Source organism: Polynucleobacter sp. AP-Sving-400A-A2 (assembly GCF_018688155.1).
Classification (GTDB): domain Bacteria; phylum Pseudomonadota; class Gammaproteobacteria; order Burkholderiales; family Burkholderiaceae; genus Polynucleobacter.
On sequence record NZ_CP061312.1, the window covers coordinates 1,001,213 to 1,027,514 of the forward strand.

Below are 26,302 nucleotides of genomic sequence, written 5' to 3' on the forward strand. Positions count from 1 at the left end.
AGCACAGATGTCTGATGCATTAAAACTAGCACCCCCCATACCCGCTCCCCGGGCTGGGCAGCGCTTTACCTTTTCAGGCCTAGTTGGCTCTTCAGATGCAGCTCTCATCGCCCAATCTGCTCTTCGGTATCGCTCAGAGTTCTCAGTCATGGTCATTTTCTGCGCGCAAGCGCAGGAGGCACAACGCCTTCTGGAAGAAATTCCGGCTTTTGCCCCGCAACTCAAAACACGCCTTTTGCCTGACTGGGAGATCCTGCCGTATGACCATTTCTCACCTCACCAGGATTTGGTTTCAGAGCGCTTAGCCACTCTGTATGAATTGCTGAATGGCAGCTGCGATATTGTTCTGCTCCCAATTACTACAGCACTGCAAAGACTAGGGCCGCCAAACTTTTTATCTGGTCACACCTTCTTTTTTAGGCAGGGTGATAAGCTTAATGAAGTCGCACTGAAACTGCAGTTACAGCAAGCCGGTTACGATCCCGTAAGCTCAGTAATGCGCCCCGGTGAATACAGCATTCGTGGTGGCTTGATTGATTTATTTCCAATGGGATCCAGCCTACCTTATCGCCTGGATCTTTTTGGTGATGAGATTGAGCAAATCAGAGCCTTTGATCCTGATACTCAGCGCAGTCTCTATCCAGTAAAAGAAGTTCGTTTATTACCGGGTCACGAATTTCCATTTGACGATGCTTCACGAACAGCCTTTCGTGGGCGCTGGCGTGAAGTATTTGAAGGTGATCCAACGCGGTGCGCTATTTACAAAGATGCCAACCTCGGAATTCCTAGTGCAGGTATTGAGTCTTATCTACCCCTCTTCTTTGAAGAGTCATCGACAGTCTTTGATTACTTTCCACGCTCAGGCGATCCCGTTTGGGCTGTCAGCATTGGTGATGTTGAAGAATCCATCAAGGGTTTTTGGAAAGATACAGTTTCTAGGTACGAATTCTTAAAACATGATCTTGATCGTCCTATTCTGCCGCCAGCTGAATTATTTCTAGATGCAGATCAATTCTTTACGGCAGCCAAGCCAAATGCGCGCTTAGCATTAAATAAAGAAGTGGGTAAAGATAGCAAAGAGTCTCCACAATTTTTAGCCGTTCCCGACCTATCAGTACATCGGCGAGACAGCGACCCTATCAATCGACTGCGTACTTTAGTTTCTCAAGAAAAAGTGCGCGTACTTATTTGCAGCGATAGTAACGGTCGTAAAGAATCGATTCGTCAACTATTTGAAGAGAGTAATTCAGTAGCTGGTCAACATGGCAAACCGCTCTATCCACTGAAACCAGAAGGTTTTGAAGGTGTCTCCGATTTTATTAAGAGTGATGCTTTGTTTGGCCTGGTAACAGCACAACTGTTTAATGGCTTTACCTGGCCTGCTGAAAACTTAATTATCGTAACCGAGGCTGAGCTGTTTACAGCTACCGCTCGGCAAAGACGCAAGGGTAAAGAAAGTCAGAGCGCCGATCCAGATATGCTCTTTAAAGATTTATCTGAACTCAAAATTGGTGACCCGATTGTGCATTCTGATCATGGGATTGGTCGTTACCAAGGTTTAGTGCTTCTGAATTTAGCTCCTCCGAAAGAAGAGCCCATTTTTGAAGAGTTTTTGCACTTGGTATACGCCAAGGATGCTACTCTTTACGTACCAGTTCAACAGCTACAAATGGTGACCCGTTATGCGGGCTCTGATCCTGATTCGGCACCATTGCATCAATTAGGCTCGGGCCAGTGGGATAAAGCAAGACGTAAGGCCGCCCAGCAAATACGCGATACCGCAGCTGAACTTTTAAATCTATATGCCGCTAGAGCTATACGCAAAGGCCACGCTTTTGAATTCTCAGCCCATGATTACGCTGCGTTTGCAGAAAGCTTTGGCTTTGAAGAAACACCCGATCAAGCTAATGCCATTGCGGCAGTTATTGGGGATATGACCAGTGGTACACCTATGGATAGACTGGTGTGTGGTGATGTAGGCTTTGGTAAAACAGAGGTCGCCCTACGCGCTAGTTTTGTTGCGGTCATGGGCGGTAAACAAGTGGCCATCCTGGCTCCAACCACTCTACTCGCTGAACAACATGTCGCAACCTGGAAGGATCGCTTTGCCGATTGGCCTGTGCGCGTCGTCGAGCTCTCCCGCTTCAGAACCACCAAAGAAATTAATGCCGCCTTAGAAGCCATTGGTAAAGGCGAAGCTGACATCATCATCGGAACTCACAAGCTACTATCTAAAGAAACTCAGTTTGCTAATTTAGGCTTAGTGATTGTGGATGAGGAGCATCGCTTTGGTGTGCGGCAAAAAGATGCACTTAAAGCATTACGTGCTGAAGTAGATATCCTGACTTTAACCGCCACTCCTATTCCACGAACGCTTGGCATGGCGATGGAAGGTTTGCGGGAGTTCTCAGTCATCGCAACTGCTCCACAGAAGCGCTTGGCAATCAAAACCTTTGTGCGACGAGAAGGTGATGGCGTGATTCGTGAAGCAGTCCTTCGAGAAATTAAACGTGGTGGACAGGTCTACTTCTTGCATAACGAAGTCGAAACCATACAAAATCGTAAACACGCATTACAAGAGCTCATTCCAGAAGCAAGCATCAGCGTAGCGCACGGTCAAATGCACGAACGTGAGCTGGAATCAGTTATGCGTGATTTTGTAACCCAACGCACGAATATCTTGTTGTGCACTACCATTATTGAAACTGGTATTGACGTACCGACTGCCAACACCATCATCATTCATCGTGCTGATAAGTTTGGCTTGGCACAGCTACATCAATTACGTGGACGTGTTGGACGATCCCACCATCAAGCTTATGCTTATTTACTGGTGCCAGATCCTGAGGCACTCAGTAAGCAAGCACAACTACGTTTAAATGCTATTCAAGCCATGGAAGAGCTCGGCTCTGGTTTCTATTTGGCGATGCACGATTTAGAGATCCGTGGTGCTGGTGAAGTCTTAGGAGATAAGCAGTCCGGTGAAATTCATGAGATTGGATTCCAGCTTTATACCGAGATGCTTAACCGCGCAGTCAAATCACTGCGCAGCGGTAAAGAGCCAGATCTCTTGTCTCCACTCCAAGCGACAACCGATGTCAACTTAGGCGTGCCAGCCCTCTTTCCCAATGACTATTGCCCAGATGTCCACGAACGACTTTCTATGTATAAGCGCTTTGCTGGTACGAACGACTTTTCTGAACTCATGGGATTACGCGAGGAACTAGTGGATCGCTATGGTGATTTGCCTGACCAGGCTAAATCACTTTATGAAACCCATCGCTTACGCCTAGAGATGGCTAGCTTTGGAATTAAGAAGATTGATGCAAGCCCATTATCGATACAGATTCAGTTTATCCCCAATCCACCAATTGACCCGATGAAGATTATTCAACTGATCCAATCATCAAAATACATACAGCTGAACGGCCAAGATAAATTAAAAATTCTTCCCCAGAAAGAGAAGGATTTTGAGAAACTAGAGCAACGTTTGGAGCAAATTCGGAAAATTCTCAGGAGTCTGAATTCATCTGCCATGCTTAGTACTGCTCAAGCCAATTAATTATTATTTACCCACCCTTTATGTCCAGTCACCTCACACTTGTCGCCCTTGCTAATACTGTGATCCCTGCAGAATTAAATACCGCATTCATTGAGCATGCAAAAGTCTTAGGTATTTCAATTACCAAGGAAAGTGCAGAACGTGTGCACCCTAATTACTTCACCGCCCGCTGGACTTGCGCTCAAGCTTTAACACCGGAAGCTAGGGTTGCTATGCGCAATATTGCTGGTGAGCATGATGTAGATTTAGCCTTTCTATCATCAGGATTTAAGCCAGATGAAGTGAGGGTGCTAGCAATGGATATGGACTCTACTCTCATCAATATTGAATGTATTGATGAGATTGCCGACTTTACTGGTAAGAAAGCGGCTGTTTCAGAAATCACTGAGGCCACTATGCGTGGTGAAATTAAAGACTTTAAAGAAAGCTTGCGCAGGCGCGTAGCCCTCTTAGCCGGCGTATCTGCCGATGTACTCGACTCGGTCTACAAAGAGCGTTTACGCCCTAATCCTGGCGCTGCTCAATTAATGGCCGGAGCAAATGCTCGGGGACTATACACGATGCTGGTTTCAGGCGGCTTTACCTTCTTTACTGAAAAGCTACAGCAAGAGTTAGGCCTCAAACAAACCCAAGCCAACACTTTAGAAATCATCGACGGCAAACTAACAGGTAAAGTCATTGGCGACATTGTGGATGGCGCAGCTAAAAATACCTATCTAGAACAAGCCTGTGCTCTGCTGAATTGCCATAAGAGGAATGCCATCACCATGGGCGACGGATCCAACGATCTGCCAATGATGCATGGCTCTGGTATCAGCATTGCCTATAGAGCCAAGCCCATCGTCAAAGAAAAAGCCGACGCGGCTTTCGACCGAGTCGGCTTGGATGCTGCCTTACTGCTGATTGCTTAGAGGCGCTCAAAAATAGTTGCAATACCTTGTCCGCCACCAATACACATGGTGACCAAAGCATACTTACCTTGAACACGATGTAACTCATGGATAGCCTTAGTCGCAATTGCAGCACCAGAGCAACCAATTGGGTGGCCCAATGCAATCGCTCCACCATTCACGTTAGTCTTGGCTGGATCCAAGCCTAAACCTTTAGTAACGGCCAATGCCTGAGCAGCAAAAGCTTCATTAGATTCGATTACATCGATTTGATCTAATTTGAGTCCAGCGCGCTCAAGAGCGATCTTAGTTGCGGGGATTGGACCCTCACCCATGATGTGGTTGGGAACGCCAGCAATCGCATAAGAAACTAAACGGGCGATTGGCTTATGACCAGCCTTCTTCGCCGCTTCCGCATCCGCCAGGACAAAGAATGCTGCACCATCATTAATGCCCGATGCATTACCTGCAGTAACACTACCACCCTCTTTTTTGAAGACTGCTTTCATCTTCGCTAAAGTTTCCATGGTGGTTTCTGGCTTGCAATGCTCGTCCGTATCAAACACCACATCACCCTTGCGAGTTTTGATGGTGATGGGAACAATTTGAGACTTAAAACGACCTTCTTTAATGGCGTGTGCAGCACGACGATGGGACTCTACTGCGAGAGCGTCTTGCTCTTCACGGGTGAGCTTCCACTTTTCAACTAGGTTCTCAGCTGTGACACCCATATGACCTACACCAAATGGATCCGTCAAAACAGACACCATCAAGTCAATCATTTTGGTATCGCCCATACGCGCACCACTGCGCATAGCTGGTGAGCCATACATGCCACGTGACATCACTTCTACTCCACCACCAACACCATAATCACAGTCGCCCAACATAATGGCTTGGGCTGTGGTCACAATTGCTTGTAAGCCAGAACTGCACAAACGATTCAAGGCCATCGCCACAGATTCCATTGGTAAACCAGCCTGAATGGAGGCTACGCGTGCAACATAGGCATAACGGTTATCAGTCGGAATCGTATTGCCTACTGTGATGTAATTAATTAATGATGGATCTACACCAGAGCGCGCAACTGCCTCTTTCATCACAATGCCGCCGAGCTCACTTGGCTCAAGGCTACTAAGCGATCCATTAAATGCGCCAATTGCAGAACGTACAGCACTTAAAACGACGACATCACGACTCATAACAATCCCCTTTACGATACCTAATTAAGTAAAACAATTGACCCAATACAGGGCCAAAACACCATTTTTATTCTAATAGTCAAGTTTCGGCTATTAGGTCATGCCCTTGGGAGTTAATCACCGTTGCTTTGATGATTTCACCAACGCGGTAGCGCTTAGATGGCTTGCTTGGTGGTAAAACCCGTACCAAGCCATCAATTTCAGGGGCATCTCCAATAGTTCGACCCACTCCACCCGACTCATCAACCCGATCAATAATGACCTGAATACGCTTACCTATTTTTTTAGTAAGTCGCTTGATTGAGATTTCCTCAGCTTTAGCCATGAAGCGAGCACGACGCTCCTCGCGTAACTCACTCGGAACTGGATTATCCAACGCATTGGCAGTAGCTCCATCGACTGGCGAGTAAGCAAAACAGCCTGCGCGATCAATTTGCGCATCATCTAGGAAATTCAATAGGTGCAAAAACTCTTCCTCAGTTTCGCCGGGAAAGCCGGCAATAAAAGTACTGCGAATGACCAGATCCGGACAAGCAGTTCGCCATGCCTGAATGCGCTCTAAATTCTTTTCGCCACTGGCGGGACGTTTCATCCGCTTCAGGACATCTGGATGTGAATGTTGCAAAGGAATATCTAAATAAGGAAGTACGCCAAAACCGTGCTCAGAAAACTCAGCCATTAATGGCAGGACATCATCGACGTGTGGATATGGGTAAACATAATGTAAACGCACCCAAGCCTGATGCTCTCTCGCAATTTGGTTTAAGGCATTTACCAAATCAAACATTCGTGTCTTGACGGGTTTACCATCCCAAAAGCCAGTGCGATATTGGATATCAACACCATAGGCACTCGTATCTTGCGATACAACTAGTAACTCTTTAACACCTGATTCAAATAATTTTTTTGCCTCAAGCAATACTTCGCCGATCGGACGTGAAACTAAATCGCCTCGCATGCTTGGAATAATGCAGAAAGTACAGCGGTGATTGCAGCCCTCAGATATCTTTAAGTAAGCATAGTGTTTTGGCGTGAGCTTAACGCCAATCGGTGGTAGCAAATCAATAAAGGGATCATGCGGTTTTGGCAGGTGCAAATGAATAGCCTGCATCACCTCTTGGGTAGCATGCGGCCCAGTCACAGCAAGGACTTTAGGGTGAATGCTCTGAATCAGATCGCTGCCATCTGCATTTTTTCGGGCACCTAAGCAACCCGTCACAATCACCTTGCCATTTTCAGCCAAAGCCTCACCAATCGCTGCGAGACTCTCCTCTACCGCGGAATCAATAAAGCCACAGGTGTTCACAACCACCAGATCGGCACCAGAATAATCTTTGGCTGTCTCATAACCTTCAGCGCTGAGTTGCGTGAGGATGAGCTCGGAATCAACTAATGCCTTAGGGCATCCTAAGGAAACAAAACCAACTTTACCGGCCACAATTATTCTTTTTCAGTCTTATTGGCTTGCCCAGGAAAAGGGAAGCTGCTAAACATGTTCGGGGAATTTTGCATTTGCTCTTGCATTTTTACGAACAGATCTTTACTTTGATCCATGTAGTTTCCCATCAGGCTTTGCATCATTGGGTTTTGCAGATTCATCATCTTAGCCCAAGCCTCGGGTGTACTGCCTGCCCCTAAGCCCTCAGTTTGATCGCCTAACTTGTTATGAATATCCACAAAAGATTGCATGGTCTTTTCAAGATAGCTTCCCATCAAACCTTGCATGGAATTTCCATAAAAGCGAATGATTTGAGAAAGCATTTGAGTTGAAAAAACTGGGGCTCCGCCAGCCTCTTCTTCAAGAATAATTTGAAGCAAAATATTGCGAGTTAAATCATCTTCAGTTTTAGCATCAACAACGCTAAAAGCATCACCAGCCATCACTAAATTTTTAATATCCGCCAGCGTGACATAGGCACTAGTTTGGGTGTCATATAAACGACGATTGGGATACTTTTTGATTAAGCGGCTGTCGCCGGATTTTTTAGAACGCGTGGCCATGTAGTTTTCCTAACTCTTGGTACTGCAATGCAACATCGGCATAGTTTATCTCTAGTTTGAGCCAAAGGTAAATATGCCGATGATGGGACCACTAAAACTCTATTTTTTAAGATTTAGCCAGTATGCAGGCCGCCATTTAAGGAGAAGTCAGCCCCGGTAGCGTAGCCACCATCAACAGAAGCAATCCAGCAGCAGATTGAGGCGATCTCCTCAGGGGTGCCCAAGCGCTTTACAGGTACACCAGCAACAATCTTTTCAAGGACATCTTCGCGAATGGCTTTGACCATATCAGTACCGATATAACCCGGAGAAACCGTGTTCACTGTTACGCCTTTAGAGGCTAGCTCCTGTGACAATGCCATCGTAAATCCGTGCAAACCCGCTTTTGCCGTTGAATAGTTAGACTGGCCGAACTGACCCTTTTGACCATTAACTGAGGAGATATTAATAATACGACCCCAGCCGTTATCAGCCATGCCATCCACCACTTGTTTGGTAACGTTGAATAAAGAGTTGAGATTGGTATCAATCACTGCTTTCCACTGATCTGGAGTCATTTTACGAAATACGCTGTCTTTAGTAATTCCGGCGTTATTTACTAGAACATCGACACGCCCTACTTCAGCTTTGACTTTATTAAATGCAGCAACCGTACTGTCCCAATCGGAAACATTGCCCTCAGAGGCTATAAAGTCATAACCCAAAACTTTTTGCTCTCCGATCCAGCGATCTTTGCGCGGAGAATTCGGACCGCAACCAGCGATGACCTTAAAGCCATCCTTGGCAAGACGTTGACAAATAGCCGTACCAATGCCGCCCATACCACCAGTTACGTATGCAATCTTTTGAGTCATGTGTTCCCTTTATGAAAATATTATTGAGCAGCTGTGGATATTTTTTCTTTCACGTACTTACCAGGCGCTGCTTCTAGTTTTTTGTAGCGTGCATTACCAAACGTTTTACTAGCTTTCACTTTCTTGCCACCAAACTCTTCTAACCATTTAGCGTAGTTAGGCCACCAACTACCCTTAATATCTTTTGCCGCAGCCAACCACTCATCCGCAGTCTTGGCTAATGTATTGTTTTCAAAATAATGGCGCTTATTTTTTGCCGGTGGATTGATCACGCCAGCAATATGTCCAGAAGCCCCCAAAACAAAGCGGCTCTTACCCTTTAAAATATGCGTAGACTCATAGGCAGATTTCCAAGGTACGATGTGATCATCATGCGATGCATAGATGTAGGCTGGAACCGTAATCTTGCCTAGATCTACTTTTTCTCCGCAAACGGTGAGCTTGCCGGGTTTGATTAATTCATTTTGTAAGTAGGTATGGCGTAGATACCAACAGTACATTGGACCAGGTAGATTGGTTGAGTCGCCATTCCAATAAAGCAAGTCAAATGGGGGCGGCGAATTACCTTTTAAATAATTCTCCACAACATAATTCCAGACTAGGTCATTCGGGCGCAAGAAGGAAAAGGTGTTGCCCAAGTCCAAGCCAGACATCATGCCGAAATGACCGCCTTCTCCGCCAATAGTGCTCTCACGTAACTTCACCATACCTTCATCGATGAACACGTCCAGGATGCCGCTATCGCTAAAATCTAGCAGAGTTGTTAACAAAGTTAAGCTGGCGACGTAATTCTTTTTTCGCGCCGCTAGTACTGCTAAGGCGGTAGAAGTTAACGTTCCACCGACACAAAAACCGAGAATGTTAATTAAATCAGTGCCGCCAATATCCTTGACGACTTCAATCGCCTTGATGACACCATCACCTACGTAGTCATCCCAAGTAATTTTGGACATTGAAGCATCTGGATTTTTCCAGGAAACCAAGAAAACAGTGTGGCCTTGTTCAACCATATAACGCACAACTGAATTATCGGGCTGTAAATCTAAAATGTAGTACTTATTAATACAAGGCGGCACCATTAAGTAAGGGCGCTCAAATACCGTTTCGGTTAGCGGCGTGTACTGAATTAATTCAAAAAGATCATTACGAAATACCACCTGACCTTCAGTTGTTGCAATATTTTTTCCGACTTCAAAAGCACTTTCATCTGTCTGAGAGACTTTCCCTTTTTTAAGGTCACCAAGTAAATTGACAATGCCATTTTGAATGGACTGGCCCTGTGAACTAATAATGTTTTCAAGAACCTCAGGATTGGTTGCAATAAAGTTAGATGGTGACAATGCATCAATCATTTGCTCGGTAGTGAACAAAATCTTGATCTTCGTTTTTTCATCTGCATCAACTGCTTTTGCAAGCGCAAGCAAATGTTTTGAATTCAGCAAATAGGTTGCCGCAATCATTTTGCTCCATGAGGAGTGCCAGGCTTTGCCTGAGAAACGGCGATCCTTTACTTCGACGGCTTCAGGATTGGTTGCAAGATGAGAGAACTCAGTGAAATATTCTTTTTGGATTTCCGCTAAGCGTTCTTGGGGAATTAACGCCATATGGTGTGGGGCCAACGATGGCGCTACACCCGTATTCATGCCTGCAAACATAATGATCTCGTAAAGTTATTAAGACCATTCTCCATCTATCAGGCTGGAAGGGTTATACGCACTAACCCTAGCCCCAAAGCTGGGCTAGTAATAACCCCAGGCTAAGCGCTTACTGCAATCCAGATAAGTGAGGCAAAGCGACCTGTTGCCTTATCCCGGCGGTAAGAAAAGAAGCGCTCTGGGCTACTCACGGTACAAAACTCACCGCCAGTAATTTGCCGTATACCTAGGGCATGTAAGCGATCTCTTGCCAGTAAATAGAGATCGGCCAAGTACTTACCGGAAGTCCCGTCAATAGGAATAAAGGCCTTGGATATGATGCCTTGGCCCTGCTGAGCAAAGGCTTGTAAAACATCCTCACCCACTTCAAATGTATTCGGTCCAATCGCTGGACCCAGCCACACACTGATATCACTTATCATCAGGCCAGTAGATAGGGCAATCATTTCATCAATGGTGTTTTCCAGAACGCCACCGCTCAAACCGCGCCAACCTGCATGAGCCGCCCCAATCACCTCACCACTTCTGCTGGCAAATAATACGGGCATGCAATCCGCAGCCAAAATGGCCAACACCTCATTTGGGATGTTGGTGACTGCGGCATCCGCCTCAAATGGCCCATTGCCCAAAGAATTCCTCGAGGCTGGGGTACTTACCGTGACGCCATGAATCTGTTTGAGCCAAAGCGGTTCAGAGGGTAGCTCTGACCTGACGATGCTCCGGTTTTGGAGAACATCCGCTGAATCGTCACCTGCATTAAGTCCAAGGTTAAGACTATTGAATGGTGACTTACTAATGCCGCCTTGCCTGGTAGTACAAAAAGCCTGAATTTGCTGAGGCATAGCCCAGCTTGGTTCAATCTTATTGATTGCGTTGGTCATTTTTAATGGAGGCTAATAGAGCCTCTTCTCTTGGCAAGTCAGCTTCAGTCATCTCCACCAAGGGCAATAAATCAATCAAATCTTGGGGGGGTAATCGAAACCAGGTCATGACTTCCTGAGTTGTGGGGTGCTGAAGACTTAAGGCGTAAGCATGTAAAGCCTGACGATTAAAAGGCAAAGTTTTAGCCACACCAGGGGTCCTCTTGCGATAGACCGGATCTCCCAAAAGAGGGAAACCCAAAGACTCTAAATGAACCCGAATTTGATGGGTACGGCCAGTCTCTAAGCGACATTCCAGTAAGGCGACTGCACTTTGCGCAAAGCTGCCTTTGGCTAAGCGCCGAAATAAGGTAGCGGCAGGCTTACCTTGAGCAGATCCCGCGGACATTTTGAGCCGGTCACGCTGATCTCGTCCAACAGTTGCCAGCACCTTACCCTGGGAGGGTGCATCCCCCCACACCCAAGAAAGGTAACGTCTGCCGACTGTTCGCTCCTGAAGCTGCCTTACCAGTGAAGTTTGGGCAATATCTGTTCTAGCAACCACCATGAGTCCAGAGGTATCTTTATCTAGTCGATGAACAATGCCCGCTCTTGGAAGCTGCTTGAGCTCCGGAAAGTGGTAGAGCAAGGCATTTAAGAGGGTTCCCGTCCAATTACCAGCAGCAGGATGAACCACGAGTCCAGCAGGTTTATTGATCACAATAATGGAGTCATCTTCATAAACAACATCTAGGGAGATATTTTCAGGAGAAAAAGCGAACTGTTCAGGCATTTCTTGAGGAAACACCTTAATACTCTCGCTCCCACGAAGTAAATGACGGACTTTGGTGACTTTTCCATCGACAGTTACCGCCCCAGCCTCAACCCAGGATTTAAGGCGATTGCGGGAATAATCAGGCAAAGCGCCACCAAGAAACTTATCTAAACGCTCTCCACTGACCTCGGGAGGAACTTCTAGGGCTATGAAATCCTCATCATCGATATAATCAATGGGATTCGAATCGGGAGTATGCGGCAATGCCACGCTTAAAGAGCCTTTTAGTTATGTCGGACGTTATTACAGACGCCAGTTTAAGGCTTGCGACCACCCTTGGGTCATCTTCCAGAAAATCCTTTATTTCTCTCCTTGTTGGCGCTAGCGCTGCTTGTCTTGTCCTGAGTGGATGCGCAGGCAGTGATGGCCAAAAAGATGACACTGATATTTGGTCAGAAACAAAACTGTATTCCGAAGCCACCGAGAAAATGAAGGACGCGGACTATGCAAAGTGCGGTAAGTATTTTGAAAAGTTAGAAGGTCGCTTCCCATTTGGACCTTATTCTCAACAGGCACAAATTAATGCCGCCTTCTGCTATTGGAAAGCGCAAGAGCAAGCCCAGGCTCTAGTTGCTATCGATCGATTTATCAAGCTTCATCAAGGCAGTCCCAATTTAGATTACGGCTATTACCTCAAGGGCTTAATCAGCTTTAATGATGATTTGGGTTGGCTCGGTAAATTTACAGGGCAAGATTTGAGTGAGCGTGACCCGAAGGCGGCTAAAGAAGCTTTTGAATCTTTCAAGGTTGTTGTTGAGCGTTTTCCTGATAGTAAATATGCGCCCGATTCTTTAGATCGGATGCGTTATATCGTGAATTCATTAGCAGAGGCGGATGTCATTGTGGCTCGCTTCTACTATCAACGCGGCGCCTACTTAGCCTCTGCTAATCGAGCTCAGCTGGTTATACGAGATTATGATCGCGCACCAGCCGTTGAGGAGGCGCTCTACCTTCTGACAAAGTCTTATGAGAAGCTGGGCATGACTGATCTTAGTAACGATGCAGCCCGTGTCTTTAAGCTGAACTTCCCCGACAGTCAAATGCTGATCACTGGTCAACGTGTTCAAAAAGAACGTCGCTGGTGGCAGATCTGGAATAAGTAAGGGCTAATAAGAATCAATAACGCCAGCCATTTCACTCAGTAAGGACCGGCACCCTCTGCGCCAATGCGCAAATCAGTTCATAACCGATGGTGCCGCTCATTTGAGCTACATCATCTACTGGTACCTCGTTGCCCCATAGCTCCACCACAGTGCCTATCTTGGCATTGGGTGCCTCGCGCAGATCAATCGTCAGCATGTCCATAGAGACTCTTCCAACAATTGGGCAAATGACGCCATCGCCCTGAGCATCAGCAGCCCCAACCCAAACCGGTGTGCCATCTTCCGCATGACGTGGATATCCGTCGGCATAGCCACCAGCGATCACACCAATGCGCATATCTTCTGGAGCTTGATAGCGACCACCGTAACCCACATGATCACCTTTCTTGAGATTTTGAATATCGATGATTTCACTACGCAAACTCATCACTGCTTGAAATTCAGTGCGGACGATGTCGGCATGCACCCCAGTTGGCGAAACACCGTAAAGCAAAATACCCGGACGCACCCAATCCCCCAATGCGTTGCGATGCCAAAGGATCGCGGCTGAATTCGCTAAGGAAGATGGCGCCTCAAGTCCTTCGGTAGTTTTGTTAAAACACTCCATTTGCTCTCCGACCGTTGGCGAATGCTCAACCTGGTCCGCATTAGCAAAGTGAGTCATGTGGTGTAGATGGTATCCGGCAGCGTGCAAACGGTGAAAGGCAGTACGATAATCCTCCGGCCTAAAACCAAGGCGATTCATTCCAGAATTCAGTTTCAGGAAGACGTTTATTGGGCGACCTGAATGATTTTGGACGCTTTCTAGCCAAATAACCTGCTTCTCACTGTGAACCACTAAGTCACATTGAAGCTTAATTACTAGCTCTAGCTCTCGCCGACTAAAAAGACCCTCTAAAAGGAGGATGCGACCTCCCCAACTATGATCTCTTAGCCATTGAGCATCAGCAATATCGAGCAAGGCAAAGCCATCGGTAGATTCCAGCCCCTTAAAGGCGGCTTCTAGGCTGTGGCCATAGGCTTTTGCCTTCACAACTGACCAGATCTTCGATTCTGGGGCAAGCTCCCGAATACGGCCTAAATTATGTCGAAAGGCATCAGTGTGTATAGTTGCCACAATAGGCCTACTAATAAAACGGTTAGCCGACTGACTCATTTACACCCTCCTTTCATGTTTTAATTAATTAATGACTAGATTGTACGAATGAACCGTAGTTTTTACATCATTATGGCGGCGCAATTTTTTTCGTCGCTTGCTGATAACGCCTTGCTGATCGCAGCAATCGCCCTCTTGGTCCAGCTTAATGCTCCGGCCTGGATGACTCCTTTGCTCAAATTATTCTTTGTCCTCTCTTATGTATTGCTGGCAGCCTTTGTGGGGGCTTTTGCTGACTCCCGCCCCAAGGGTAATGTCATGTTCATTACCAATACGATTAAGTTTATCGGTTGCGTAGTCATGCTATTCGGAAGCCACCCCTTACTGGCCTATGCAATTGTGGGACTAGGAGCTGCTGCCTATTCACCTGCTAAGTACGGCATTCTCACAGAACTACTCCCCCCAGAAAAGCTGGTGGCAGCCAATGGCTGGATTGAGGGGCTTACGGTAGGCTCCATCATCATGGGCACCGTTCTTGGCGGAGTGTTGATTAGCAAGTCCGTATCTGAAAGTCTCCTGGGATTTGATATACCCGTCCTAGAAACTGGCATCGATACTGCGGCAGAGTCCGCCATCATGATCATCATGATGATTTATGTTCTGGCAGCACTCATTAATTTACGCATCCCCGATACTGGAGCCCGCTACGAGTCCCAAAAAACCAACCCAATCGAGTTGGTAAAAGATTTTGCTGTCTGCTTCAAGACCCTTTGGGATGATCGTCTTGGCCAGATCTCATTGGCAGTCACCACTCTATTTTGGGGTGCCGGTGCCACCTTACAATTTATTGTGATTAAGTGGGCTCAGGTTGCTCTTCATATGACCTTATCCCAAGGCGCTATTCTTCAAGCAATATCTGCATTTGGGGTTGCTGGAGGAGCTATGTATGCCGCCTGGCGCATCCCTCTCAGAAATTCACTGAAGGTACTCCCCTATGGCATTGCCATGGGTTTAGTCGTTTGTGTCATGGCTATCTACAACTCTGACATGCTGCCTAACATTACGGTCTTGACTGTTGGGCAGTTTGAGCTTTCACTCAAATTGATACCAGCATACTTCTTATTGATTTTGGTGGGCTGGTTGGCGGGCTATTTTGTAGTGCCCATGAATGCCCTACTGCAACATCGTGGGCACGTACTAATGTCAGCTGGCCACTCCATTGCAGTTCAAAACTTTAATGAAAATATTTCTGTTTTGATGATGCTACTAATCTACTCTGGATTGATTTGGTTGGATGTTCCAATTCAGGCAGTCATTATTGGCTTTGGCGTAGTAGTGAGTGTGATCATGTGGATGGTAATTAAACGTCATGCTGCCAATCAAGCTGAATATGACTCGATGCATTTAATTGGTGAACACAAGCACTAAGTCTAGGGCCTAGATATTTTGCAATACTGACTTAGCAAGCAGTAGATCTTGCCAAAATAGAGCCTTATCTTTCGGCCTTGAAAGTAATTGATTTAATTCAAAAGTAGCTATCAGCGGCAGATCCTCTGCACCATCAGCATTAATTGCTAAAACAGTTTCGCGAAGTTCTGGCAGTGCATCCCGCTCACCAGATAGTTTTTGAGCAGCAGCGCCACCAAAGGCTAAGGCAACTATGGGTGTTCCATCTTGCGGCAATAGGTCGGGATTGAATTTATCCGCGGGATTTTTCCAAGACCACTCTTTTGGAGTTAAACCGAGAACTCGAATGACATTCTGAAAAAGGACTTCGGCATCACCCTGAGGTTTATTACCAAAAAACCACCAGATTCCTAAAGAATGACGCTCTTGTGTTTCTGTAGCAGGCAATACAGGGGCAGACTGATCATTACTTACCTCGGCAGCAAGTATTGCTTGAGTGGGCTCTGGAGCAGCGTCGCGCAATGTCCACTCAGTGATGCCCATCTCTTTAAGAAAGGTGGAGTTGGTGCTCATATTCATACCTCAAGCTTAATCGATTTAGCCAAAACTAGCGCATCTTCACGCAAGCCATTGACAGCATCGACTGGGTAATAATTTTTTCGTAAACCAATCTGCTCATAGCCAAGACTTTGATAGAGGTGAAGGGCTGCCTCGTTGCTAGGACGAACCTCTAAAATAATGCGAGGCATGTTTTGCTGTGCAGCTACACCCTCAATTGCACTCATCATTTTTACGCCGATACCTAAGCGACGTAACTTAGGTGAGACAGTAATATTTAGGAGATGCAATTCGTCTACAGCGGGAAACAAGATGCAATAGGCCCAAAGAATATCTGGATCTAAATAACTCCCTTTTACCGCATCTGCTAATTGGGGTCTCACGCAATAAGCCCAATGACCCACAGCCAATGAGTCTGAGAAATTACCCTTAGTCCATGGGTGAATGTGTGAAACAGCTTCAATAGCCAAAACTGAATCTAAATCTGCCGCGGTCATAGGCAAAAATGAAAGCTCAGAAACGCCTTCAGTATTCGATTGCACAGAGTGAAGCTTATCAACCATGTTGTTGACTTCGCTCCGCAGAAGTCAAAGCTACCTTATTGCGAATGTATAGCGGCTCCAGCAAGTGAATATCTTGTTGCAGACCTTGACTCCACATGTTTTGCGCGCAAGCTAAAACGCCCAAGGCATTGACTCCGATAGTTGAATCGAGATGGGCGCTAGAAAATGGATTGGGAGCAGTAACAAAAAGGCGATCACCAAACTCAGCAATTGCACTTCCCGCTAGAAAATCAATCTGCGTGAGCTCAACTCCCTCTGGAGCAGTTAGGTGAATATCATCCTGACGTGCAAGTAATAGATTAGCTCCAACTCGATAGCGAGCCCAGTAAACCTCCCCCATGCGAGCATCAACAGCAATGACACAAGACTGCGCCCCAGATGCGATAAATGCAGGGGTTTGAGCCAGTTGACTGGCAATAGCATCCAAACTAGCGATGGGAAGCACTGGCAGGCGAGCAGCTGTTGCCAAACCCTGAACAGCAGCAACGCCAAGGCGAACACCTGTGAAAGCCCCAGGACCGATTCCTATGGCAATGGCATCCAAATCGGCAAGTTCGATCGAGGCTTCGGATAACAACTCTTGAACCCAAGGTAATAAAAGTTGACTAGCTCCAGCCGACACCTTTTGGTGGCGAACTATAGGGGGAGCATTAGCTAAAGATAAAGCCACCGAACACCATGCCGAGGAGGTATCGATGGCCAATATATGGGTCAATGGGAACTCTCTTGATCTTATAAACTCAAGCTTGCAATGATATCTGGTGGCGCCTGAACTAGTTCAATCAATACGCCCTCACCGCAAAGAGGAAACGCTTCATTTCCTTTGGGGTGAACAAAAGTAATGTCATAGCCAGCAGCGCCCTTACGTATCCCGCCAGGAGCAAAGCGAAGACCTTGGGAAGATAACCATTCAACAGCCTTTGGAAGGTCATCAACCCATAAGCCAATGTGATTCAGGGGTGTTTGATGAACAGCGGGCTTCTTTTCGATATCGAATGGCTGCATCAAATCCACTTCAATCTCATGAGCCCCCTTACCGATCGAGCAAATATCCTCATCTACGTTTTCACGTTCGGATACAAAAGTGCTTTTGTACTCAAAGCCTAATAAGTCAACCCAAAGCTTACGAAGACGATTCTTGTCTTCTCCGCCGATAGCAATCTGCTGAATCCCCAATATCTTGAATGGCTTAGTCATGATTGCCTTATTCAAAGCGAATGATCATTTGATCAACTGCCAAGCTTTCACCAACATTGGCACAGATTTCAGCAACGACACCATCTTGAGCAGCAACAAGCGTGTTCTCCATCTTCATTGCTTCAATGGCAGCTAATTTTTGACCGGCTGTAACAGTCTCGCCAACTTTGACAGAAACATTGCTCAACAGACCTGGCATAGGCGACATTACTAACTTAGAGGTATCTGGCGGGATCTTGACCAACATACGGCGCTGAAGCTCGGCACCGAGGGGGCTAAGCACCATACACTCAAAATGGGCGCCATCTAAAACAAGCGCGTATTTCACACCCTTACGCTCAACCTGCGCAGTAATTTTTTGCGTGTCATTGATGGTGGCGTGTAAACAAATTTCACCTGGACGCCATTTGCTAACGATGTTGTAAGAAGTAACATCACTTCCCTCTTCAATGTAGACAGAGTAAATGCCGTCTTTAAGCTCAACCCGGATAGGGATTTCTTTGATGTCTTCGCTTGAGCCTACCCTCGATCCAGTGACAACGACAAACCTCTTGGCAATGGTCATTTCATGACCAGCTAACTGGCCATCAATCATTTTGATGTGCTCAAGATAGCGATAGCGCATGAATGCCGCTAGGGCTGCTAAACGTTGAGGATCGGCTGGTTGTACAGAATCTTTTTTGAAACCATCTGGATACTCTTCAGCAATAAAGCCAGTTGTAAAGTCTCCCGATACAAATCGGGGGTGCTGCAATAAAGCGGCTTGAAAAGGAATATTTGAGTGGATACCACGAATAACAAAGTCATTTAGTGCTGAGCGCATCTTTTCTATTGCTTCAGTACGATCCTTGCCATGCACAATCAGTTTGGCAATCATAGAGTCGTAATACATCGGGATCTCGCCACCCTCATAGACGCCTGTATCGACACGCACGCCATCTTGCTCTGCTGGCGGACGGTATTTAACTAAGCGGCCAGTCGATGGCAAGAAGTTACGAAATGGATCATCTGCATTAATACGGCACTCCATCGACCAACCATCTAGCTTGATATCTTCCTGCTTAAATGCCAGCTTTTCACCAGCAGCCACACGAATCATCTGCTCAACTAAATCGAGACCAGTAATGCCTTCAGTCACTGGGTGCTCTACTTGCAGGCGGGTATTCATCTCGAGGAAGTAGAAGGACTTGTCTTTACCTACTACGAACTCTACGGTACCAGCAGATTGATAGTTAACAGCCTTTGCTAAAGCAACGGCTTGCTCACCCATAGCCTTACGTGTTGCAGGATCAATAAAAGGAGATGGAGCCTCTTCAATTACCTTTTGATGGCGGCGCTGAATCGAGCAATCACGCTCACCGAGATACACGATATTGCCGTGTGCATCACCCAGCACCTGAATCTCAATATGACGAGGGCCTTCAACAAATTTTTCAATGAAGACACGATCATCACCGAAGCTATTGAGGGCTTCAGTACGACAGGCTGTAAAGCCCTCAAAAGCCTCTTTGTCATTAAAGGCTACACGTAAACCTTTACCACCACCTCCTGCTGATGCCTTAATCATGACGGGATAGCCAATACCTTGGGCAATCTTGACAGCATCTTCCGCCTTTTCAATTGCTTCATTAAATCCAGGAATCGTATTAACCTTAGCTTCTAAGGCAAGTTTTTTGGAAGCAATCTTGTCGCCCATCGCTGCGATAGACTGATGTTTAGGGCCGATAAAAACAATGCCCTCTTCTTCGCAACGACGTGCAAATTGCTCATTTTCGGATAAGAAACCGTAGCCAGGATGAACTGCTTCGGCTCCAGTATCCTTGCAGGCTTGAATGATGCGATCCATTACGAGGTAGGATTCACGTGATGGTGCAGGCCCGATACAAACTGCTTCATCAGCCATCTGTACATGGCGCGCTTCCTTATCAGCTTCAGAGTAGACAGCAACCGTCTTAATACCCATCTTTTTGGCGGTTTTCATCACACGGCAAGCGATCTCGCCGCGGTTGGCAATCAAAATTTTCTTAAACATTTTTGTAGTCATGATTTTTCCGGCGCCTTAAAGGGGGATGTTGCCGTGTTTGCGCGGTGGATTTGTAAGCTCTTTATCCTTGAGCATTGCCAGAGAGCGTGAGATACGTTTACGTGTTTCGTGAGGCAAGATCACGTCATCTATATAGCCACGACGACCAGCCACAAAGGGATTGGCAAACTTGGCCTTGTACTCAGCTTCCCGTGCCGTAATTTTTGCAGGATCAGACTTTTCTTCGCGGAAAATGATTTCAACAGCCCCTTTGGGGCCCATGACTGCAATTTCAGCTGAGGGCCAAGCGAAGTTCACATCGCCACGCAAATGCTTAGAGGCCATCACATCATAGGCGCCACCGTAAGCCTTACGAGTAATTAGTGTGACCTTAGGAACGGTGCAGTCCGCATAAGCATAGAGTAACTTTGCGCCATGCTTGATGATGCCGCCATATTCTTGAGATGTGCCCGGCATAAATCCTGGGACATCAACTAAGGTGACCACTGGAATATTAAAAGCATCGCAAAAGCGAACGAAACGTGCCGCTTTGATAGATGCCTTGATATCCAAGCAGCCAGCTAACACTAGGGGCTGATTAGCGACGATACCAATTGAACGGCCTTCCATGCGTGCAAAACCAATCAAGATGTTTTTAGCGTAATCAGGCTGCAGCTCAAAGAACTCGCCATCATCAACAATTTTCCTGACCAATTCTTTCATATCGTAAGGCTGATTTGGATTGCTTGGCACTAATGTATCGAGCGAGAAGTCAGGCTCTTCAGTACGTTGCGCCCCATTGATCATGGGCGGCTTTTCACGATTCGATAATGGGAGATAGTTAAAGAAACGACGGAGCATCATGATGGCATCAACGTCATTATCAAAAGCGAGGTCGCAAACCCCTGAAATAGTTGAATGCGTTATTGCACCGCCGAGCTCTTCAGCAGTCACATCCTCATGCGTTACCGTCTTCACGACTTCTGGACCAGTCACAAACATGTAAGAGCTGTCCTTCACCATAAAGATGAAGTCTGTGAGTGCGGGCGAGTAAACAGCGCCACCCGCTGATGGGCCCATGATCAAAGAGATTTGTGGAATTACACCAGAAGCGGTGACATTACGCTGGAAAATTTCAGCATAACCTCCTAGAGAAGCAACACCCTCTTGAATACGCGCACCACCAGAATCATTCAAGCCAATCACAGGTGCACCTACCTTAAGCGCCTGATCCATGATCTTACAAATCTTCTCCGCATGAGCCTCTGAAAGTGAGCCTCCCAATACGGTAAAGTCCTGTGAAAATACAAAGACCAAGCGGCCATTAATCATGCCATAGCCAGTAACAACGCCATCACCAGGAACAGTCTGATCAGCCATACCAAAGTCATGGCAACGATGCTCAACAAACATATCCCACTCTTCAAAGGTGCCGGCATCTAGCAAGAGCTCAATACGCTCGCGCGCTGTTAACTTACCTTTGGAATGTTGAGCAGCTATACGTTTTTGTCCACCACCTAATCTGGCGAGCTCACGCTTTGCTTCTAGCTGTTGAATGATTTCCTTCATAACTACTCCTTAGAAAAATTCGTGACCCATTGCCTCGAGCAAACGTCTGGCAGCAACAGAAGCGGCCATCGTTCCTTGATTCACCTCGGCGCTCAGACTGGGCAAAAGTGCTTGTACTGCTGGATGGTTCTGAAAAGCATTCTTAAGGCCTGCATCAATCCGATCCCACATCCAAGCCCCTGCTTGTTGCTTACGGCGCGATGCTAATTGACCGTTCGCATTTTGTAGCTTCTGAAAATGCAGAATTTTTTCCCATAGCTCAGGAACGCCATTACCCTCTAGCGCACTCAAAGTCATAACAGTCGGATGCCAATACCCCAAGTCATGTGAGGCGTGATCAGGATTGCCTTGGAAGCCCAGCAGTCGCAAAGAGCTAGTGATAAATAATTGCGCACGTATGGCAGCATCAGGATCAATATCCACCTTATTAATCACGATCAGATCAGCAATTTCCATCACACCTTTTTTAATTGCCTGTAGATCATCGCCTGCATTAGGTAGTTGCAGTAAGAGGAACATATCGGTCATACCGGCAACGGCAATTTCACTTTGACCTACGCCTACAGTTTCGACAATCACAATGTCAAATCCTGCAGCTTCGGCAACTAGCATTGCCTCCCGAGTTTTTTCAGCTACGCCACCCAATGTGCAAGATGATGGGCTCGGACGAATAAAGGCGTTATCTAGAACAGATAACCTCTCCATACGCGTCTTATCACCCAAAATAGAACCACCCGATATGCTCGAGGATGGGTCAATAGCGAGAACCGCAACGCGATGGCCTTTTGCAATTAAATCTAAGCCTAGCGTTTCGATGAGAGTAGATTTACCAACGCCAGGTACACCTGAGATACCCAAACGAAATGACTTGCCTGTCTTTGGCAATAAAGTATTGAGAACCTCATCAGCACGCTGACGATGATCCATACGAGTGGATTCAAGCAAAGTAATGATCTTGGCCAATGCACGGCGCTGCGCCGCTGAGGGCGCACCGGTGAGGTCATTCACTAAGGCTTGGTCTACTGCATTGAGCATGCTGATTTTCTTCTTATCTAAAGTTAAGCAGGCTTTGCAGATTTGCGAATCTGCTCAAGTACATCCTTAGCAGATGCTGGAATCGGAGTGCCTGGGCCGTAAATGCCCTTAACTCCAGCCTCGTATAAGAACTCATAATCTTGCCTAGGAATGACTCCGCCCACGAAGACAATGATGTCGTCAGCACCCTGCTTTTTTAATTCAGCAATGATGGCGGGAACTAAAGTCTTATGACCCGCCGCCAAAGTGGAAACTCCTAAAGCATGGACATCATTCTCAATGGCTTGACGCGCGCACTCTTCAGGCGTTTGGAATAAGGGTCCAATATCTACGTCAAAACCTAAATCAGCAAAGGCGGTCGCAACCACTTTAGCGCCGCGATCATGACCATCCTGACCAAGCTTAGCAATCATCACACGCGGACGACGACCAAAGTCTTTTGCGAAATCGGCGATCTCGACTTTCAATTTATCCCAGCCTTCGGCTGAATCATAAGCAGCTGCATACACACCGGTCACCTTTTGAGTATCGGCGCGATGGCGCCCGTAAACTTTTTCCAATGCATCAGAAACTTCGCCAACCGTAGCGCGCAAACGGATCGCTTGCACAGCCAATTCCAATAGGTTGCCAGTGTTTTCTTCTGCGGCTTTAGTTAATGCTTCTAATGACGCTTCTACTTTCTTGGTGTCACGTTTTGCTTTGATATCTTTTAAGCGAGCAACTTGGCTTTCTCGAACCATATCGTTGTCAATCATCAGAACATCAACCAAGTCTTCTTTTCCAAGCTTGTATTTATTGACACCGACAATCACATCAGAGCCTGAATCGATCTTCGCTTGTTTCTCAGCAGCCGCAGCTTCAATCTTGAGCTTTGCCCAACCACTCTCAACAGCCTTAGTCATGCCGCCCATAGCATCGACTTCCTGAACAATCTCCCAAGCTTTATCAGCCATCTCTTGAGTCAGATTTTCCATCATGTAAGAGCCGGCCCATGGATCGATCACGCTAGTGATATGCGTCTCTTCTTGCAAAATTAATTGAGTGTTGCGGGCAATGCGGCTAGAGAACTCAGACGGCAAGGCAATCGCTTCATCAAATGAATTGGTATGCAATGATTGCGTACCACCAAATACAGCCGCCATGGCTTCGACTGTGGTGCGTACAACGTTGTTATACGGATCTTGCTCAGTTAGAGACCAGCCAGATGTTTGGCAGTGTGTTCGCAGCATCAAAGACTTTGGATTCTTTGGCTCGAAGGACTTCATGATCCGCCACCATAAAAGACGTGCAGCACGTAACTTGGCAACCTCTAAGTAAAAGTTCATACCAATCGCAAAGAAGAAAGAGAGTCGGCCAGCAAAGCCATCTACGTCTAAGCCTTTTGCCAAAGCAGTTTTGACATACTCTTTACCGTCAGCCAATGTAAATGCCAATTCGAGAACTTGGTTTGCGCCTGCCTCTTGCATGTGATAACCCGAAATCGAAATCGAGTTAAATTTTGGCATGTGTTTGGCGGTGTATTCAATGATGTCGCCGATGATGCGGATCGAAGGCTCTGGTGGGTAGATGTAGGTATTGCGCACCATAAACTCTTTCAGAATGTCATTCTGAATCGTGCCTGATAGCAACTCTTGCTTCACACCCTGCTCTTCACCAGCAACGATATAACCTGCCAAGACCGGCAGTACTGCTCCGTTCATCGTCATCGAAACGGATACCTTATCGAGCGGAATTCCATCGAATAAGATTTTCATATCTTCTACTGAGTCGATGGCTACACCCGCCTTACCAACGTCGCCAGTAACGCGCGGATGATCCGAGTCGTAACCACGATGAGTCGCTAAATCAAAAGCAACAGAAACACCCTGGCCCCCTGCATCTAGTGCTTTGCGATAAAACGCATTGGACTCTTCTGCAGTTGAGAAACCGGCGTACTGACGGATAGTCCAAGGACGCACTGAATACATAGTTGCCTGCGGTCCACGTACGAAAGGCTCAAAACCTGGCAAAGAATGTGTGTACTGAAGACCTTCGGTATCTTCGGCCGTATATAAAGCTTTTAGATGAATACCATCCGGCGTTTGCCAACCTAATTTATCAACATCACCATTGGGCGCTGACTTTTGGGCTGATTTTTTCCAGGCATCTAAATCGTAATCGGGCACATTTGGCCAAGTATTGGATGAACTCGATGCAGACTTTTTATCACTTGAACTCACAAAGTACTCCCAGTTGGCTTTTTACATCGTCATTAATTCTGTAAGGCTATTTTGCTTGACTTTTCTGAATTTGTCTAGATACTGTATACATAATTATGAATACAAAACTAATAAATAGACCTCTGTATGAAGATGTTGCTGAGCGACTGCGAGAGCAAATCTTCTCCCATGAATTAGCCCCAGGAAGTTGGCTAGATGAGCAGAGCCTAGCGGCTGCCTTTGGAATAAGCCGAACGCCCATGCGCGAGGCTATAAAGGTACTTGCTTCAGAAGGTCTGGTAATTAGCAAGATGAACAAAGGCTCTTATGTCACAGAGGTTGATAGGCGTGATTTAGAGCAAATCTTTACCGTTCTCTCTCTATTGGAGGGTCAAGCAGCCAAAGAAACAGCAATAAATGCTACTGAAGCCCAACTAACCCAATTAGATGATTTACATCACCGCCTAGAAAAGGCCGCTGCAGACAGAGATATAGGGCAGTTTTTTGAATTTAATGTCAAATTTCATGAATTAATCCAAGAAATTGCGGGAAATAAGTGGATGAATGGCGTCATTGATGACCTGCGTAAGGTACTCAAACTCCAAAGGCGCGATTCTTTAAGTAGAGGGGGCCGCCTTTTAAGTTCCCTGCTTGAGCATCGGGAAATTCTCCAGGCTATTCTCAAAAGAGATCCTGTAGCGGCAGAGATGGCTATGCGCAATCACCTCGCTAGAGGGCTTGAGGCTACGAAATAAAAGATCTGTTGCAAATACCATAAAGAACAAAGGCTTAGGTGATTAACCTAAGCCTTTTGGTGTGGATCTAGTTAATTAAGGAAATTACTTCTTAACAACAAAGTTTCCTGGCAATTTAGCGATATAGGCAGCCATGTCGAGAAGATCTGCATCGCTGTAAGGCTTGGCCTGAGAAGACATTACTGCATTGTTACGACCAAACTGCGGATTAGAGCCGCCAACTTGGTAAGCGCGCAAAGCGTAGTAAAGGTAATCAGCATGCTGACCTGCCAACTTTGGATAAACGGGCAAGATTGGTGCATTTAGCCCAGCACCATGGCAGGAGGCACAGTTGCCCTTCTCTACAAGAGCCTGACCTTTTTCGGCGCTAGCTGCTTGAGCCAAGCCAATGCTTGATAACAAAATGGCGGTAATTAGTGCGAATTTCATAAACGTGCCTCTAAATATCACTTCAATGGGTTATTAGGTGAGCTGGCAGTTTGCGCAGCATAGTATTCGCCGAGGTCAGCCATGTCTTGATCAGACAAGCTACCTGCTATCGAACGCATCGTTGGATGCTTTCTCTCACCTTTTTTGTAGGCCGCCAAGGAGCTAGCAATGTAAGCAGCATTTTGACCGCCAATCATAGGGACTTTGTATACCAAAGGATAGTCAGCGCGATATTCAGGGATGGCATGGCAGCCAATACAGAGCCAAACCTTGCCTTGTCCAGCTTGAGCAGAACCTTTGACGTCTTGAGCTTGAGCTGAGAATCCGGCAAAGGCCAAAGCAGCGCAGAGGGTCAATTGGGAAAGAATGAGGTGTTTTTTCATAGAAATCATCTGTAACGAGTTTGATTCAAATCAATTTGAAGAGAGTATAGCGGAGACGAGCCTTGATACCCCATTTTCACCCCTTGAAATGAGTAAAACACTGAAAATACCGACTCTTTTACCTATA

At 46.5% G+C, this 26,302-nt stretch carries 23 protein-coding genes; 5 read left to right on the forward strand and 18 right to left on the reverse strand.

Going from position 1 to position 26,302, the window contains the following annotated elements:
• Positions 1-7 precede the first annotated feature (7 nt).
• Both mfd and serB read left to right on the forward strand, forming a co-directional pair.
• A complete protein-coding gene (mfd, locus tag C2758_RS05325; RefSeq protein ID WP_215329934.1) occupies positions 8-3,562 on the forward strand; it encodes a transcription-repair coupling factor in 3,555 nt (1,184 codons plus the stop codon).
• Positions 3,563-3,582: 20 nt separating this feature from the next.
• Positions 3,583-4,473: a phosphoserine phosphatase SerB gene (serB, locus tag C2758_RS05330; protein ID WP_215329936.1), complete on the forward strand. Its 891-nt coding sequence runs from the start codon at positions 3,583-3,585 to the stop codon at positions 4,471-4,473.
• Here serB and C2758_RS05335 read toward each other — a convergent pair.
• The 7 genes from C2758_RS05335 to C2758_RS05365 all read right to left on the reverse strand — a co-directional run bounded on the left by C2758_RS05335 (position 4,470) and on the right by C2758_RS05365 (position 12,069).
• Positions 4,470-5,654 carry an acetyl-CoA C-acyltransferase family protein gene (locus C2758_RS05335; RefSeq protein ID WP_215329938.1) on the reverse strand — a complete coding sequence of 395 codons (1,185 nt, stop codon included), beginning with the start codon at positions 5,652-5,654 and terminating at the stop codon, positions 4,470-4,472. The genes serB and C2758_RS05335 overlap by 4 nt on opposite strands.
• Positions 5,655-5,733: 79 nt before the next feature.
• Complete coding sequence (gene rimO / locus C2758_RS05340) at positions 5,734-7,092, reverse strand: 30S ribosomal protein S12 methylthiotransferase RimO (RefSeq protein ID WP_215329940.1); 1,359 nt, start codon at positions 7,090-7,092, stop codon at positions 5,734-5,736.
• Between the two features lie 2 nt (positions 7,093-7,094).
• On the reverse strand, positions 7,095-7,655 hold the full coding sequence (phaR, locus tag C2758_RS05345; RefSeq protein ID WP_215329942.1) for a polyhydroxyalkanoate synthesis repressor PhaR: 561 nt from the start codon (positions 7,653-7,655) through the stop codon (positions 7,095-7,097).
• A 113-nt stretch (positions 7,656-7,768) separates the two neighbouring features.
• Entirely contained in the window at positions 7,769-8,509 is a 741-nt protein-coding gene (locus C2758_RS05350; protein WP_215329944.1) for a 3-ketoacyl-ACP reductase, read from the reverse strand.
• Positions 8,510-8,529: 20 nt separating this feature from the next.
• On the reverse strand, positions 8,530-10,164 hold the full coding sequence (gene phaC / locus C2758_RS05355) for a class I poly(R)-hydroxyalkanoic acid synthase (RefSeq protein ID WP_215329946.1): 1,635 nt from the start codon (positions 10,162-10,164) through the stop codon (positions 8,530-8,532).
• 101 nt (positions 10,165-10,265) lie between these two features.
• Complete coding sequence (pgeF, locus tag C2758_RS05360) at positions 10,266-11,045, reverse strand: peptidoglycan editing factor PgeF (RefSeq protein WP_215329948.1); 780 nt, start codon at positions 11,043-11,045, stop codon at positions 10,266-10,268.
• Positions 11,026-12,069 carry an RluA family pseudouridine synthase gene (locus C2758_RS05365; protein ID WP_215329950.1) on the reverse strand — a complete coding sequence of 348 codons (1,044 nt, stop codon included), beginning with the start codon at positions 12,067-12,069 and terminating at the stop codon, positions 11,026-11,028. Before C2758_RS05365 ends, pgeF begins: the two co-directional genes overlap by 20 nt.
• 20 nt (positions 12,070-12,089) lie before the next feature.
• Here C2758_RS05365 and C2758_RS05370 point away from each other — a divergent pair, with 20 nt between their 5' ends.
• Positions 12,090-12,962 (forward strand): outer membrane protein assembly factor BamD, encoded by an 873-nt coding sequence (locus C2758_RS05370; protein ID WP_215329952.1) that lies wholly within the window; start codon positions 12,090-12,092, stop codon positions 12,960-12,962.
• Positions 12,963-12,993: 31 nt separating this feature from the next.
• Here C2758_RS05370 and alr read toward each other — a convergent pair whose 3' ends face one another.
• Positions 12,994-14,094, reverse strand: a complete 1,101-nt coding sequence (gene alr / locus C2758_RS05375; protein ID WP_215330113.1) for an alanine racemase — start codon at positions 14,092-14,094, stop codon at positions 12,994-12,996.
• Between the two features lie 72 nt (positions 14,095-14,166).
• Here alr and lplT point away from each other — a divergent pair, with 72 nt between their 5' ends.
• Positions 14,167-15,486, forward strand: a complete 1,320-nt coding sequence (gene lplT / locus C2758_RS05380) for a lysophospholipid transporter LplT (protein WP_215329954.1) — start codon at positions 14,167-14,169, stop codon at positions 15,484-15,486.
• 9 nt (positions 15,487-15,495) lie between these two features.
• On the opposite strand, the gene C2758_RS05385 is transcribed toward lplT, so the two are convergent.
• Genes C2758_RS05385 through scpA form a run of 8 tightly spaced genes read right to left on the reverse strand, consistent with a single transcriptional unit; the run spans position 15,496 to position 24,575 of the window.
• Positions 15,496-16,038: a DNA polymerase III subunit psi gene (locus tag C2758_RS05385; protein WP_215329956.1), complete on the reverse strand. Its 543-nt coding sequence runs from the start codon at positions 16,036-16,038 to the stop codon at positions 15,496-15,498.
• A gap of 2 nt (positions 16,039-16,040) precedes the next feature.
• A complete protein-coding gene (rimI, locus tag C2758_RS05390) occupies positions 16,041-16,586 on the reverse strand; it encodes a ribosomal protein S18-alanine N-acetyltransferase (RefSeq protein WP_215329958.1) in 546 nt (181 codons plus the stop codon).
• Positions 16,579-17,301, reverse strand: a complete 723-nt coding sequence (tsaB, locus tag C2758_RS05395; protein WP_215327283.1) for a tRNA (adenosine(37)-N6)-threonylcarbamoyltransferase complex dimerization subunit type 1 TsaB — start codon at positions 17,299-17,301, stop codon at positions 16,579-16,581. Before tsaB ends, rimI begins: the two co-directional genes overlap by 8 nt.
• Before the next feature lie 17 nt (positions 17,302-17,318).
• Positions 17,319-17,783: a VOC family protein gene (locus C2758_RS05400; protein ID WP_215327284.1), complete on the reverse strand. Its 465-nt coding sequence runs from the start codon at positions 17,781-17,783 to the stop codon at positions 17,319-17,321.
• 7 nt (positions 17,784-17,790) lie between these two features.
• Complete coding sequence (accC, locus tag C2758_RS05405; protein ID WP_215330115.1) at positions 17,791-19,815, reverse strand: acetyl-CoA carboxylase biotin carboxylase subunit; 2,025 nt, start codon at positions 19,813-19,815, stop codon at positions 17,791-17,793.
• A gap of 27 nt (positions 19,816-19,842) precedes the next feature.
• Positions 19,843-21,375, reverse strand: a complete 1,533-nt coding sequence (locus C2758_RS05410; RefSeq protein ID WP_215327285.1) for an acyl-CoA carboxylase subunit beta — start codon at positions 21,373-21,375, stop codon at positions 19,843-19,845.
• A gap of 9 nt (positions 21,376-21,384) precedes the next feature.
• The gene (gene meaB / locus C2758_RS05415; RefSeq protein ID WP_215327286.1) at positions 21,385-22,410 is read right to left on the reverse strand and encodes a methylmalonyl Co-A mutase-associated GTPase MeaB; all 1,026 of its coding nucleotides are present in this window, start codon (positions 22,408-22,410) and stop codon (positions 21,385-21,387) included.
• 23 nt (positions 22,411-22,433) lie between these two features.
• Positions 22,434-24,575 carry a methylmalonyl-CoA mutase gene (gene scpA, locus C2758_RS05420; protein ID WP_215330117.1) on the reverse strand — a complete coding sequence of 714 codons (2,142 nt, stop codon included), beginning with the start codon at positions 24,573-24,575 and terminating at the stop codon, positions 22,434-22,436.
• 149 nt (positions 24,576-24,724) lie between these two features.
• Here scpA and C2758_RS05425 point away from each other — a divergent pair, with 149 nt between their 5' ends.
• Positions 24,725-25,363, forward strand: coding sequence for a GntR family transcriptional regulator (locus tag C2758_RS05425; RefSeq protein ID WP_215327287.1), 639 nt, complete (start codon positions 24,725-24,727; stop codon positions 25,361-25,363).
• Positions 25,364-25,447: 84 nt separating this feature from the next.
• Here the strand turns inward: C2758_RS05425 and C2758_RS05430 are convergent, their stop codons facing one another.
• Both C2758_RS05430 and C2758_RS05435 read right to left on the reverse strand, forming a co-directional pair.
• Positions 25,448-25,792 carry a cytochrome c gene (locus C2758_RS05430; protein ID WP_215327288.1) on the reverse strand — a complete coding sequence of 115 codons (345 nt, stop codon included), beginning with the start codon at positions 25,790-25,792 and terminating at the stop codon, positions 25,448-25,450.
• A 17-nt stretch (positions 25,793-25,809) separates the two neighbouring features.
• Complete coding sequence (locus C2758_RS05435) at positions 25,810-26,175, reverse strand: cytochrome c (RefSeq protein ID WP_215306935.1); 366 nt, start codon at positions 26,173-26,175, stop codon at positions 25,810-25,812.
• Between the last annotated feature and the right edge of the window lie 127 nt (positions 26,176-26,302).